The sequence below is a fragment of the Sphingopyxis chilensis genome, from assembly GCF_035930445.1.
In the GTDB taxonomy this organism is placed as follows: domain Bacteria; phylum Pseudomonadota; class Alphaproteobacteria; order Sphingomonadales; family Sphingomonadaceae; genus Sphingopyxis; species Sphingopyxis chilensis.
The window spans coordinates 1,310,304-1,323,759 of the sequence record NZ_CP142394.1 but is presented as its reverse complement, the minus strand read 5'-3'; the positions used below and the strand labels follow the sequence as shown (position 1 = coordinate 1,323,759).

12 protein-coding genes are annotated in these 13,456 nt (G+C 64.4%); 1 reads left to right on the top strand and 11 read right to left on the bottom strand.

The window, feature by feature from the left end:
- Positions 1 to 104 precede the first annotated feature (104 nt).
- The 11 genes from VSX79_RS05940 to VSX79_RS05890 form a co-directional block, all read right to left on the bottom strand.
- A complete protein-coding gene (locus VSX79_RS05940; RefSeq protein ID WP_326914773.1) occupies positions 105 to 308 on the bottom strand; it encodes a hypothetical protein in 204 nt (67 codons plus the stop codon).
- Between the two features lie 6 nt (positions 309 to 314).
- Entirely contained in the window at positions 315 to 938 is a 624-nt protein-coding gene (locus VSX79_RS05935; protein WP_326914772.1) for a TetR/AcrR family transcriptional regulator, read from the bottom strand.
- Positions 939 to 980: 42 nt separating this feature from the next.
- Positions 981 to 2,408: an efflux transporter outer membrane subunit gene (locus tag VSX79_RS05930; protein WP_326914771.1), complete on the bottom strand. Its 1,428-nt coding sequence runs from the start codon at positions 2,406 to 2,408 to the stop codon at positions 981 to 983.
- Complete coding sequence (locus tag VSX79_RS05925; RefSeq protein WP_326914770.1) at positions 2,405 to 4,009, bottom strand: MFS transporter; 1,605 nt, start codon at positions 4,007 to 4,009, stop codon at positions 2,405 to 2,407. Before VSX79_RS05925 ends, VSX79_RS05930 begins: the two co-directional genes overlap by 4 nt.
- Positions 4,006 to 5,040, bottom strand: coding sequence for an HlyD family secretion protein (locus VSX79_RS05920; RefSeq protein ID WP_326914769.1), 1,035 nt, complete (start codon positions 5,038 to 5,040; stop codon positions 4,006 to 4,008). The genes VSX79_RS05925 and VSX79_RS05920 overlap by 4 nt, the downstream gene beginning before the upstream one ends.
- A gap of 476 nt (positions 5,041 to 5,516) precedes the next feature.
- Positions 5,517 to 6,818 carry a spinster family MFS transporter gene (locus tag VSX79_RS05915; RefSeq protein ID WP_407697259.1) on the bottom strand — a complete coding sequence of 434 codons (1,302 nt, stop codon included), beginning with the start codon at positions 6,816 to 6,818 and terminating at the stop codon, positions 5,517 to 5,519.
- Positions 6,819 to 6,967: 149 nt separating this feature from the next.
- Positions 6,968 to 7,414, bottom strand: coding sequence for a DUF4334 domain-containing protein (locus VSX79_RS05910; protein ID WP_326914768.1), 447 nt, complete (start codon positions 7,412 to 7,414; stop codon positions 6,968 to 6,970).
- 45 nt (positions 7,415 to 7,459) lie between these two features.
- Positions 7,460 to 7,900, bottom strand: a complete 441-nt coding sequence (locus tag VSX79_RS05905; protein ID WP_326914767.1) for an SRPBCC family protein — start codon at positions 7,898 to 7,900, stop codon at positions 7,460 to 7,462.
- 44 nt (positions 7,901 to 7,944) lie between these two features.
- Positions 7,945 to 9,477, bottom strand: a complete 1,533-nt coding sequence (locus VSX79_RS05900; protein ID WP_326914766.1) for an acyl-CoA synthetase — start codon at positions 9,475 to 9,477, stop codon at positions 7,945 to 7,947.
- A gap of 42 nt (positions 9,478 to 9,519) precedes the next feature.
- Positions 9,520 to 10,623 carry a Zn-dependent alcohol dehydrogenase gene (locus tag VSX79_RS05895; protein ID WP_326914765.1) on the bottom strand — a complete coding sequence of 368 codons (1,104 nt, stop codon included), beginning with the start codon at positions 10,621 to 10,623 and terminating at the stop codon, positions 9,520 to 9,522.
- Entirely contained in the window at positions 10,623 to 11,489 is an 867-nt protein-coding gene (locus tag VSX79_RS05890; protein ID WP_326914764.1) for a VOC family protein, read from the bottom strand. The genes VSX79_RS05895 and VSX79_RS05890 overlap by 1 nt, the downstream gene beginning before the upstream one ends.
- A 373-nt stretch (positions 11,490 to 11,862) precedes the next feature.
- Here VSX79_RS05890 and VSX79_RS05885 point away from each other — a divergent pair, with 373 nt between their 5' ends.
- A complete protein-coding gene (locus VSX79_RS05885) occupies positions 11,863 to 13,422 on the top strand; it encodes an AMP-binding protein (protein WP_326914763.1) in 1,560 nt (519 codons plus the stop codon).
- Positions 13,423 to 13,456 lie beyond the last annotated feature (34 nt).

Below are 13,456 nucleotides of genomic sequence, written 5' to 3'. Positions count from 1 at the left end.
TGATCACTTCCGCCCGATGACATCCAGTTTCGCGAACGGGGTTCGCCCGCAGCGTGGGGACGCTGCGGGCGACGCTTTCATGGGCGAGGGAAGCAAAGGCCTGACTAGGCCATTTTCGGACGCATCGACGTCATGACGGGCTGCCAGTTCTCTTCATCGGACGGTCGGCAGAGGATTGCCGCAGCAGATCGAAGCGGCGGCGTCTTGTCGCTGCGCCGGCGCGAGGGGTTATTTGGGGTAAAGAACAGCTGCATGACGTGAATTTGCGCACTCGGGCCGGCAACCAGCAACCCGGATAGCTTGATCACATCATCCTATTCGTCATCCTCCTCCTTGGCCTGCAATTCTCGATGGGTGTAAAGATCTTTAAGCACGGCCAGCACGAACTGCGCACGCGCGCGCGGCGGAATGCCGGCGGCTTCGGCCGGCCGGAAAAGGCGTCGGGGGTCGAGGCCGAGGCAAAGCGCGATGGTCAGCTGCGCCGCGCGCCCCGGATCGCTGCGGCGAAGCGCGCCCATCGCCATCCGCGTGGCAAAAAAGTTCGCCAAGCGCGTTTCAACCACGCCGACCAGACGGTCGTTGAGCAGCCGGCCAATGGCGATCCGCTCGATTACTGCAGCGGCTTGCCGCTGTAGTCTCAGTGCCGCCGGCGTCGATATGGCGGTGATATAGGTTTCGGCAAAGGTGCAAAGTATCTCGAAAGTCTCACCTTCCCGGTCGAGAATGACCAGCGCCTCGGCATGGATTCCCTCGGTATCCGTCTTTACAAGTTCGGCAAAAAGATCGTCCTTGGACTTGAAATGATTCCACAATGTGGCTTTCGAGCCGCCGACGTCTGCCGCGATCGCCGACATCGTCGTGGCCGCATAGCCCCGTGCGAGAAAATGCCGCCGCGCGATGGCCAGGATATGGCTCCGCTGCGCCGTGCGACGATCCATGACCGCCGCACTTTCGACAGTTATATGGGTCACCGTCATCGGTCAGAAACTGCCGGCCTCGGCGGCTTCCCATCCGCCGCCAAGCGCCTTGTAGAGCGCTGCAAATTGGCGGAGCCGCGCCGCGCGCGCCTGAAGATGGAGCCGGTCGGCCGCGCTGAACGCGAGCTGTGCCTGCAACAGCCCCGTCAGATCCTCTTCGCCGGCGACATAGCGCCGTCGCATCAATTCGACCGCCTCAGCCGCAGCGGCGAGCGCCGCGGCACGTTCCTGCTGGATGGTGCCCGCCGATATGTACCGGCTTATGCTGGTCTCGCTGTCGGACAGCGCACTCAGCACCGCGCGTTCATAGCGGGCCTTGGCACCATCCGCGCGCGCGTCCGCAGCGCGGATCTGCGCACGGATCCGTCCACCCGAGAAGATCGGCCAGCGCAGCGACGGGCCAAGCTGAAGACGCAGGCTGTCGCTCGAGTGCAGATCGCCCAGCGTGCGCGCCTGCAAGCCGATCCCGCCGATCAACGAGAAGCGCGGAAAAAGTTCGGCGGTTGCAACCCCGACCTCGGCGGTCGAGGCGGCGAGGTCGCGTTCGGCCTGACGGATGTCGGGGCGACGGCGTAGCAGGTCCGAGCGCAGTCCCGCCGCGATCTCGACATCGGCAGCGGGGAGCTGGCCGGGCTCGCGCAAGCGGGGATCAAGAACCTCCGGCTGCTGCCCGACGAGCAGCGAAAGGCGGAACGACGCCGCGGCGGCCTCGCTTTCAAAGGCGGGGATCGCAGCGACGCTTCCCCTTACCTGCGTTTCCGCGCGCATCAAGTCGACGCGCGAGGCCAGTCCGACGCGCAACCGGTCGGCGATCAGCCGCGCGATTTCGGCTTGCGCCCGGGCATCATGCGCCGCGTTCGCCTTAAGCGCCTGCGCGGTGCGCAGGTCGATATATGAGCGGACGACCTCGCCGATCACCTGCATGACAACGGCGCGCCGGGCCTCTTCGGCTGCATCAGCCCGCGCTTCGGCGCTTTCGATCGCCCGCCGCGTGCCGCCCCACAAATCAATCTCCCACGAGGCGTCGAATCCCGTGTCGAAGATCGACAGCTCGGGGCCGAGCCCCGGCACCTTGCCGACTGGCAGCTGGCCATTTTCGCTGAGGCGGTTTTCGGTCGCTATCGCCGATGCGGTCGCCTGCGGAAGTTCGCGGCCGAGCACTGCTTCGCGATTGGCACGCGCTTCGCGCAACCGCGCCGACGCTTCGGCGAGGTCCTTGTTGCCGAGGATCGCGGCTTTGACGAGTTCGGTGAGGAGCGGGTCGTCGAATTTGCGCCACCAGGCGCCGTCGACCTCGGCATTGCTGACCGGCCCGACCCATTTTTCGCTGACAGCAATTTCGGGCCGCCGATAATCGGGGCCGACGGCGCAACCCGCGAGACCGCCCGCAGCCAACGCAGCGACCAGGGAGAATTTGATCGGCGGTATCATGTCGTTGCCCCTGGTCGATCGGATCGACGCGATGCCGTCGTCTTTGCGAGGAATATCTTGAATGCGATGATCATCGGCGCGCCGAATACAAACAACAAAGCCACGAGGTTGAAGGCAGTATCGAAGGCGATCACCGCCCCCTGTCCGCCGACCGCCCGGCCGACCATGGCGGTCGCCGTCTTTGCCGCCGCGCTTGCCTCGACCCCGCGCGATACGAGTAAATCGGTAGTGGCGGCGATCCGCTCGGCCAGCGCGGGCGATCCCGTTTGGATCGCGGCCCCCAGCACCGTCTGATTGTAGACGAGATCGTGGTCTATGGACGTCTGAAGCACCGCAATGCCGATCAGCCCGCCGAGTTGGCGCCCGATGTTGAAGATGCCGATGCCGAAGGCGACGCTGGCGGGGGGCAGCTTGCTGAATGCGATCAGCGTGATCGACAGGAACAGGAAGCCGAGGCCGAAACCACGTAGCAGGATTGCCGGCATCATGTCGGCGGCGCCGCTTTCGCCGTTCGACCCTGACAGCATCCACATCGCGACCATGATCGATAAGACGCCGAACGGCACCGTTGCGACCGGCGGCAGGCCACGCGCCTGCATCATATAGGCGGCGAACAGCAGCGTCGCGAGGAAGCAGGCGCCGCTCGGCAGAAGCAGTTCGCCGGCCTCGGTCGGGGAGAAGCCGAGCACCGACACGGCAAAAGCCGGAATGACAAAGGCGCTGCCGAATAGCGCCGCGCCGGCAACGAAACTGACGAAGAAAGCAAAAGCAAAATCCTCGGTCTGGAAGGTCGACAGGTCGAGCAAGCCCTCATCCCCAACGCGAAATTGCCGGAACGCGAACAGCAGGAGTGCCGCGATGGCGATGGCGCTCATCCAGCCGATCCGGCTCGCCTCCAACCAGTCCCAGCGGCTGCCCTGCGTCAGCACATAAGTCGCGCTAAGCAGCGCCGCTCCGAACGCGCCGAGCCCGATCCAGTCGAGGCGGCGCGGCGGTGCCGGCCGTGCGGGCGTCGGGTCGGCCACGATCAGCAGACCCGCGGCGCCCAGCGAAAGCGGCAGGACCATGAAGAAAATCCAAGTCCAGTCGTGATTGTCGATCAACCAGCCTTCAAGAAAAGGTGCCGCGGTTGCCGGCGCGACGACCGATCCCATCGCGAACACCGCCTGCAGGATCGGCTGGCGCGACGCAGGAAAATTCCAGAAGAGGATCGTCTGCCCGCTAACCAGTAGCGTCGCTCCCGCGAGTCCCTGCACCGCGCGCAGGACGACGAGGACGTCGAGCACTGCGGTGGCAACAGCAGCGGCGCAGGCGGCGCCCATTACCAGTGTTGCGATCAACAACAACCGCCGCGGATCGACGCGGGTTAGCAGCCAGGGTGCGAAGACGAAGCCGATCAGCTTGAACGCGGTATAACCGACGTCGAGCCAAGCAAACTCGTCGGGAGTCGCATAGGTGTCGCCGATGATGTCCGCACGGCCGAGCGCGAGGATGGTACTCGCGATCGCTTCGGTCAGGCATGCGAGGACAATCCCCGCCACTAAAATCCTGCCGGTTGCGACCGGCGCACCCACGTCGATACGGGCTCCGGCGGCCGTCATGATCCACGTCCGTGCAACACCTCGACGCGCGCGGACAGTCCGGGCACCAGGCGGCCGGAAAGCGGATTGCCGCGCAACCTAATCTTCACCGGCACGCGCTGGACGACGCGCACGAAATTGCCGGTCGCATTGTCGGCGGGGATCAGGCTAAAGGCCGAACCGCTGCCCGGCGCGAGGCTGTCGACAAATCCGTCCAGCGCCACGTCGGCATAGCCGTCGACGCGGATGCGTACCGGCTGGCCGGGGCTGATATGCTCGAGCTGCGTCTCCTTGAAATTCGCGACCACATAAAGATCGGCGACGGGAACGATATCGAGCAGCGAGGCGCCGGGCGCCACGAGCCGGCCGACGCGCACTTGGCGATTGCCGACGACGCCCGCGATCGGCGCCCGAACGACAGTATTGTCAAGATCGATCTGCGCGAGCTCCCGCGCAGCCTGCGCCTGCGCGAGCGCTGCGATGGCCGCCTCGCGCTGCGTGCCAAGAAGGCTGATTCGCTGGCGCTGCGCGTCGAGCGTCGCGCCCGAGGCCGCGATCCCGGCTTCGGCACGCGAGCGGCCAGTGTCGCTCTCGTCGACCTGCGCTTGGCTGACCGCGCCGCCGTCAACCAACGCCTGACGCCGGTTGCTGGTCTTGCGCGCCAGCATCAGGTCGGCAGCGGCGGCGCGGCGCTGCGCCGCTGCATGCCGCACAAGGATATGCTGAAGCGCGATGTCTTCGGCGCTGTTCGCCACTCGCGCGCGCGCCGCCTGAACATTGGCCTCGGCCTGCGCGAGCTTCGCCCGATAATCGCGGTCGTCGATCCGAAACAATATGTCGCCCGCCCTGACCACCTGATTGTCTTTGACCTCGACCGCGATCACATAGCCTGCGACCTTCGGTGCCAGCGAGGTCACGTCGCCGCGGATATAGGCATTGTCGGTTGCCGCGGCCTCGTCCCCTGCCCCCCACGTCCAGATCACCATCGCGGCGGCAACGGCCGCGGCGATGAGCAGCAGGCCCATCTTCTTCCGTTTGGTCAGGATCGCCATGAATCGCCTCCGGTAATGAATATTACCGGCGTTTACGGTAACAACTATTACCGGTCAACGCCGGCAAATGCCGCCGGATGATCGAACGGGGCGAGGCACCTGCCGGAGGCGTGGCAAAAAGGCAGTCTAACCCGTCGGGCCGCTGCTAATTTTCCGCCACTTTTTAAGAGACCAGATCGGGCGCCATATCGCCTAAGACGATGCAGCTAATCCCAGGTCAACGGCCCGCTCCGTCGGAAAGCATAGCGGTCTCGGCGTGCCGGGCTCATTGAGCCCCTCATGAGGGCGAGCGCCGGCCATAATCGGGGACATTTTTGCAAATTCGCGCACGGCAATTCCGGGAAGGCCCGATCTCGTCTGGCCTGCATCACAAGGGTCGGCTGGGTATCGCCCTCGCTTTAGCAGAAGATATCAGCGCGGCTTACACGGAGCGCCGGGCGACCGGCAGATCAAGCTGTCCAGGCCAGGTCTCGGCTTTACCCCGATTTCAATTCGGCATTGAGCCGCAAACTCGCGCGCCATAAGAAGAAAGCAGGGATCAGGCCCAGCCAAGCCGCGCCATAAAGGACATAGCGCACGCTCTCGACGCCGACAGTTGGCTTCAGCATTTCCGACGCCATGCCGAACAGCAGCGGGCCGAGGCCCAGCCCGACCAGGTTCTGCACGAACAGCAGTATCGCGCTCGCCATCGCGCGCGCCTCGGGCCGCACCAGACCATGCACGCACGCGAAGGTCGGGCCATAATAGGACGCATTGAAGACCGTCGGTATGAAGATCAAAGCGATAGCGATATGCCATTCGTCGACCCAATAGCCGAGAAAAAGGATCGGCGCGCCGAGCGCCATACCGATCGCGGGCGTGGTCAGCATATGGCGCCTGTCGACGCTGCCGAAACGGTCGGCCAGATAGCCGCCAAGCCAGGTGCCGACGATCCCCGCGACGCCAATGGTGACGCCGAGCATCAGTCCGGTCTCTCCCGCGCTGAGGCCGTGCGAGCGCTGGAACAGGATCAGCGCCCAAAGATTCTTGCCATAGGTGAGGAAGGCAACAAACGATCCGCCGATGGCGAGGTAGAGGAAAGAGCGCGTTCCGAACACTTCGCGTAGCGCGCCCATCACGGTGAGGTCAGCACCCGGCGTCGTCGATGCAGCCGGCTTCTGACGTACATCGCGGATTATGAACGGCAGGATGACAGCCATCAAGATGCCCGGCATGCCGACGAGCATGAAGGCGACACGCCAGCCCCACAGGTCGTTGACGAAGCCGCCGATGACCAGCCCCAGAAGGGTCCCGATCGGGATGCCGAGGCCATAAAAGGCGATGGCCGACGACCGCTTCGAGGGCTCGACCGTATCGGTGATCAACGAATGCGCCGCCGGCGTGCAGCCCGCCTCCCCTACCCCAACGCCAATGCGCGCGAGGAGGAGTTGGACGTAATTATGCGCCATTCCACATAAGATGGTCATCCCCGACCAGATAGCGAGTGAGATGGAGATCAGCCCGACGCGATTGGTCGACGTTCGGTCGGCATAGCGCGCGATCGGAATGCCCAGGACCGTATAGAAAAGCGCGAAGGCCAGCCCCGTCATCAGACCGATTTGCGTATCCGACAGTCCGAGGTCCTTGGAAATGGGTTCCGCAAGGATGTTGACGATCTGCCGGTCGAGAAAATTGAGGACATAGACCAGGAGCAGCACCCACAGCATTGTCCGGGTGCGCGACGTGCCCGCCTTGGCGGGGACCACAGCGGTCGCCACCATACGATCGGTTTCGTTCATTTTCCTCTCCCGGCGCCAGGGGCGCAGATGTCGCTGGCGGTGTCAACGTCGTTGCGTCGACCCGCCAGCCTATCCCAAAAGGGATCGATCGCCTTTCTGGCCCATCGCTTCGCGTCGATGCTCCGGCCGGAAAGGGTAAGCGTCCGCCTCTATTTCTTGTCCCGCGCGAGCCAGAAAAAGCTCTTCGCTTTTCCTTTCCAGTCGCCGAGCCCGAGCACGAGATCGTCGTTGACCTTGCGGAAATAGTCCATCAGCGGCCGGTCGTCGTAGATCACGGTCGACTGTACCTTGCCGCCATAGCCGACTTCGCGCAGCCGCGCTTCGCCCCAGTCGGGCCAGGCGAAGACCGTGCCGTCCTCCTTCGTGCGGAGCATCGGCTCGCAATGCTCTTCCGAATTGAAGCGCTTGCCGTAGAAATTGCCGATGTCGCGATCGTCGAACGTGCCGCCGCGCCATTGTCCGAACATGAACTCGTTGGTGGTCGGCTCGAGTTCGGCGAACAGCCCCTTCAGCGCCTGATAGGTTGCATGCTCGCCATTTTCGACCATTCGCGCGAGCTGCTCGTGCACGCTGGTGGCTGCTTCCTGTTCACTCATCTCTCTTCTCCTCTCGGACGTTCGACCGATTTCATTCCGGAATATTCAATTCGGCAGGCAAAATTGCCGCATTGCCTCGACCGCGCCCCCAAACCGGCTTTCGATCCGCGCCCGGCTCGCGGCCCGCTCGTCCGGATCGAGTGCCGACTGGTCATATGCGAGGGTGTAGACAATCATGCTCGAGCCCTCGTCCGCGGGCTCGCAGGCGAGCGTGCCATGATAGCCGAGCGCCGCCATCGGTCCCTCGGTCTGCGCATAGGTGTAGCTCAGCGACGTGGCGCCGATCAGCGGCTCCACCACCGCCCCGTTTATGATCCGGATGCTTCCCGTCTCGCCGCTTCCGGCGACGGGCGCGCATTCGACGTCGAGCCACTTGTCGAGATCGAAGAAGCCGCCGATGAGATCCCAGACCTCCCGCGCCGGCCGCGGTACCGCGGCGCGGATCGGAATGACCGCGAAGTCTGCGTCCATGGCCCTGTTGCTCATCATGCCTTCTCCGTCGCCTTCGTGCGCTTCGCCGCGGCCACCGGTCAGATCCGGCGCCCGGCCGCTTCCCAATAGGGCGCGCGAAGCTTGCGCTTGAAGATCTTGCCCGAATCCTCGCGCGGCAGTTCGCCGACCAGTTCGAAGCGCCGCGGTACCTTGTAGCTTGCAATATCCCGGCGCAGCGCGTCGGCGAGGCTCGCGGGCGTGAGCTGCTGCCCTTCGATCGGCTGGACCACCGCCATCACCGACTCTCCATATTCGTCGTCGGGAATGCCGAACACGGCGCAGTCGCGCACGCCGGGCACGCGCGCCAGTGCCGCCTCGATCTCGGCGGGGTAGATGTTCACGCCGCCCGAGATGATCATGTCGGTCGCGCGATCGCAGATGAAGAGATAGCCCGCCTCGTCGAGATAGCCCATGTCGCCGGTCGCGATCAGGCCCGCGCGGTCGATCGACAGCCGCTTGCCGTCGTCGCCCTGATAGGTGAAGTCCGACGCGGTCGGATGACCGCAGATGATTTCGCCGACCTCGCCCACCGGCAAGGCATTTCCCTCGGCGTCGACGATCTGGATCTCGGCCCCGGCGAGCGAGCGTCCGACCGTTCCCGGGCGCTCCAGCCATTCATGCGCGGTGCAGGCGGCGACCGCGCGCACTTCGGTGCTGCCGTAAAATTCGTGAATGACGGGGCCCCACCATTCGATCATCTGGCGCTTGATATGTTGCGGGCACGGTGCCGCAGCATGGACCACGAAACGCAGCGAAGAGACGTCGTAGCGCTCGCGCACCGATGCCGGGAGCTGCAACAGCCGGTTGAACATGATCGGCGCCAGATAGAGGTGCGTGACCCGCCATTTCTCGATGAGCGCGAGCATGTCTTCGGGATCGAAACGGGGCTGCAGAATGACGTCGGCGCCGATCCGCACCGAAAACAGGGACTGCGCGTTGGGCGCCGAATGATACATGGGCGCGGAGACGAGGCTGACGACGCCCGTGTCCGACGCGCTGAGCCCGTAGGAGCCCGCGATAATCGCCTCGGTTATGGCACTCTGTTCGGCGGTCGCAGGCGCACGGCGGACGCCCTTGGGCTTGCCGGTCGTACCGGACGTGTAGATGATCGTGCCGGGCGAGACTTGCGCCGATTGCAGCGGCGCGAAGCCACCGAGCCAGGCATCCCAGCGGCGCTCGCCGGGCGCCGCCACCGGAGCCTCGCCAAGGCCATAGGCGGCCGCGATTTCGGGCGGCGTGTCGACGACGATAGCGGCGGCCGTTTCGGGTATCGCGGCGGCCAGCCCCTCATAGAGGTCAGCATGGATGATCACGGCCTTGGCGCTGCAGTCGCCGAGCACATAGGCCGCTTCGGCGATACTGAAATGCCAGTTTACCGCAACGGGATAGGCTCCGAGGAGCCCCACCGCGACGCTCGCTTCGAGAAAGGCGATGTCGTTGCGCAAAATCAGGGCGACGGTGTCGCCCTTGCCGACCCCGAGCGACTCCAACCCCGATGCGGCCCGCCCGGCGCGCTCGAGCAACGCCTCGCCCGAAACAAAACGATCGCCGCTGACGATTTGACTTGCCATCAATCTACCTCACCCGCCTTACCCGATTGGGACCCTGCCCTCTTAAAAGGTGATCACCGTGCGAAGGGCCGCGCCGCCCTCCATCACCGTGAACGCATCATTCAGTTCGTCCAGCGGCCGGCGCGCACTGATCATGCTGTCGAGGTCGAGACGCCCCTGGCGATAGAGATCGAGATAATAAGGCACGTCGAGCTTGAAGCGGTTCGAGCCCATCATCGAGCCGGTGATGCTCCGTTCGCCGCCGAGGAAGCCGCGCGCCTCGATCTCAAGCTTTTCGCCCGCGGGAATGGCGCCGACAAGCACCGCGGTGCCGCGGGGTCCGAGCGAGGAGAAGCATTTGCAGAGCAGGTCGGTGCTTCCGACTGCATCGAAAGCATAATCGACACCGCCGCATTGGTCGCGGATCGCCGATACCGGATTGGTCTTCGACGAATCGATCGTGGTCGTCGCGCCGAAGCCTTTCGCCTGTTCAAGCTTGCTGTCGACGATGTCGACGGCGAAAATCTCGCGCGCGCCGGCGATCCGCGCGCCCTGGATGATCGAGGCGCCGATGCCGCCGCAACCGAATACCGCGACGCGCGACCCGGGTTCGATCTTCGCGGTGTTGAGCGCCGCACCGACGCCGGTCAGGATCGCGCACCCGATGAGCGCGGCGCGATCGAGCGGAATATCCTTGTCGATCTTCACCACCGCGCGTTCGGGCAGGAGCATGAGCTCGGCGAAACCGCCAAGATCGGTGAACGGGATCAGCTTCTCGCCGTTCGCCGACAGGCGAGGCGAAGACCCTTTGGGTCGCCGCGCGGCGGGGCCCATGCGATCGAGGCACAGATGCGGCCGGCCATAGAGGCACTGCTTGCAGGTGCCACAATAGATGGTGTTGCACGCGACGACATGATCGCCGGGCTGCAAGTCCCGTACATTCTTCCCGACCTTCTCGACGACGCCCGCCGCCTCATGCCCCATCACGGTAGGAACGGGGAAATGGGGCATTGCACCTTGTTTGAAATGCAGATCGCTGTGACACACGCCGCACGCCGCGGTCCGGACAAGAACCTCATTGTCGGCGGGCTCGTCGACCTCGATCGTCTCGATCGTAACATCACCGCCATATTCGCGGAGCACCGCAGCGCGGGCCTGATAACTCATTATGCTTTCTCCCTAGCCTGCTCGAATCCGACCGTGGCCCCCAGCGCATGCTCGGGATCGACAATGAGCGATCCGTTCGCGCCGCGGCGATAGGGGAGCGCCAGCTCCTTCAAGAAGATTTCCGCCGCCGCGAGGTCGGCGACATGAAAGGCCATGCCGAAGACGCCATCGCCGAACCCGCCGAGCTCGGGCGAATTGCTCGCCACGAGCTCGACGATCGTGTCGTCACCGACCTGAAAGGCGCGGCGCCCGTCGCTCCAGGCGGTCGGAACCTCGACGCCGCCCATGAGGCCCTGATAGGTCTCGGACGCCGCGGCAACGTCGCGCACGGCCGTCACGATGGTCATCTGGCCCGTGAGGCCGAGCGGATGCTCATCGCGCCAATAGGCCGAAGACCAGAAGGGCTGCGCGCGCGGATCGATCGTATACTCGGGTTTCAGGCGAGCGAACTCGACCATGCCGTGGGTATCGGCAGGGTGGGTCCAAAAATATTTGATCTGGCCGACATGATCGAGATCCTCGACGCTGCGGCCGGTGACGTCGGTCATGCGCACGCCCCGCTCGCGGCAGGCCTCGAAAGCGCCCTCGAGGTTGTCGACATACCAGGCGACCGAATGGAGCCGGTTGCCGTAGCGCGCCTTGAAGCGCGCCAGTGGCGAGCGCTCGACACCGGGAAGGTTCGTGGCAATCTCGACGGGTTCGATGACAAGGTCGCTGATCGCGAGGAGAGAGGCGTCCCGAAAGGCTTCGGGCATCAGCGCCCGGTAGAAACGACAGGGCGAGAAGAGGCGGTTATACCACAAATCCGCAGCGTCGAGGTTTTCGACGACCTGCGTCATGTGAAAGAGCTTGCCGACCTTGAACACCCTCATCTCCCCTGTCGATTTTATGTTGCGGACATGCGTCCGGACCGGATGCCCGGCAGACGCCGATGCTCCGTTTCGACTATCATATGGGGATGATTTTTTAGAGTCAATGATGATTCCCGAACTGACCTGAAGGACATATGGCGACCTCAAGCCACAGCGCCTTATACCAGAATTAATATCCTTTATTTTCCGCTGCCTAGATAAAAACCATGTTGCCACTTGCAACCATTCGGCTGACGGATCCCCAAACTTTTCAGTTGATCGACCCGACATAAGGGGTCATAAATGTTCCTAAATCATGCAGTGATAGCATGTGCGCCAGCGTCCGGATCTGCCGGCCGCCGTCGAGCGCAACCTGGGAGCAGGAAAGATGACCATCCACGACCCTGAACAAGACGCCATACCGGCCCCGTGGCTACGCATCGGCACAGCGCGCCGTGCTGTCGGCGACGTGCGCGAGCGAGGGCTCAGGGCAGCGGCGGCGCTGAAGTCGCTCGGCATCGGCAGCGGCGATGCGGTGGCGACGCTGCTGCGAAATGATTATCCCTTTATCGAACTCTCGCTCGCGGCGCAGCATATCGGCGCCTATCTGACGCCGATCAACTGGCACAGTTCGCCGGCCGAGGTCGGCTATATCGCGGACAATTCGCAGGCCCGGCTGCTTCTCGGCCACGCCGACCTGCTGGGCGCGGTCGCGGCCGCGCTTCCCGCCGGCCTCCCGGTCGCCGCATGCGCGGCTCCCGAAGCCGATGCCCCGCTCTTGGAAACGGTCGGCGAGCTCCCGCCATGGGCCGAATGGATCGCCGGCTTCGCGCCCGACACCTCGCCTCCGGCGCCGCCCGTCGGCTCGATGATCTACACGTCGGGGACCACCGGGCGCCCGAAGGCGGTCCGCCGCGCCGCGCCCACGGCGGAAGAGACAAAGGCCAATTTCGCGCATTATGCGCATGTCTATGGCGCGCAGGGCTTTCTAGAACGCGGCGAGGCAATGGTCGCGATGACCCCGGGGCCGCTCTACCATGCGGCGCCCAATGCCTGGTCGAGCTTCTTCCTGCGCTGCGGCGCTAGCGTGGTGATCGACACGAGGTTCGATGCGGAGCGGCTTCTCGCGACGATCGAAGCCGAGAAGGTGACGCATCTGCTCGTCGTTCCGACGATGTTCGCGCTGCTGCTCAAGCTTCCGCAGGAGGTTCGCGAGCGCCACGACCTGTCGAGCCTCCGCTTCGTCATGCATGGCGCGGCGCCCTGTTCGCCGCATCTCAAGAAAGCGATGATCGACTGGTGGGGGCCCGTCATCTTCGAACATTATGGCGGGACCGAAACCGGCGCGCTCACCTTCTGCGGTCCCGAGGAATGGCTTTCGCATCCCGGCACGGTCGGGCGCGTTCTGGACGATGCCTATTTGACGGTCCTCGATGCTGCCGGGGCGCCATGCCCGCCCGGCGTCGCGGGGCAGGTCTATGGTCGGCGCGCGCATTTTCCCGACTTCACCTATGTCGGCGACGACACCAAACGCCGGAACGCCGAACGAGGCGGCCTCATCACGCTCGGCGATGTCGGCTATCTCGACGCGGAGGGATATCTGTTCCTCACCGGCCGCAACTCGGATGTGATCATTTCGGGCGGCGTGAATATCTATCCCGCCGAAATCGAAGCCGAGATCATGGCGATCCCCGGCGTCGTCGACTGCGCAGTCATCGGGGTGCCCGACGAGGCGTTCGGCGAGAGCCTGCTCGCCATCATCCAGCCCGAGGTCTCGGTGACGATCGACCCCGATGAGGTGCAGCGGATCCTTCGCACACGGCTCACCGGATACAAGGTTCCCCGGGCGATTATCTTCGAGACCGAACTCCCGCGCGAGGATTCGGGCAAGGTGTTCAAGGGGAAACTCAGGGAACCTTATTGGCGCAGCGCCGGGCGGCAGATTTGAGCGCGCCCTCCAAACCGCCCCGGCCCGGCCTTCC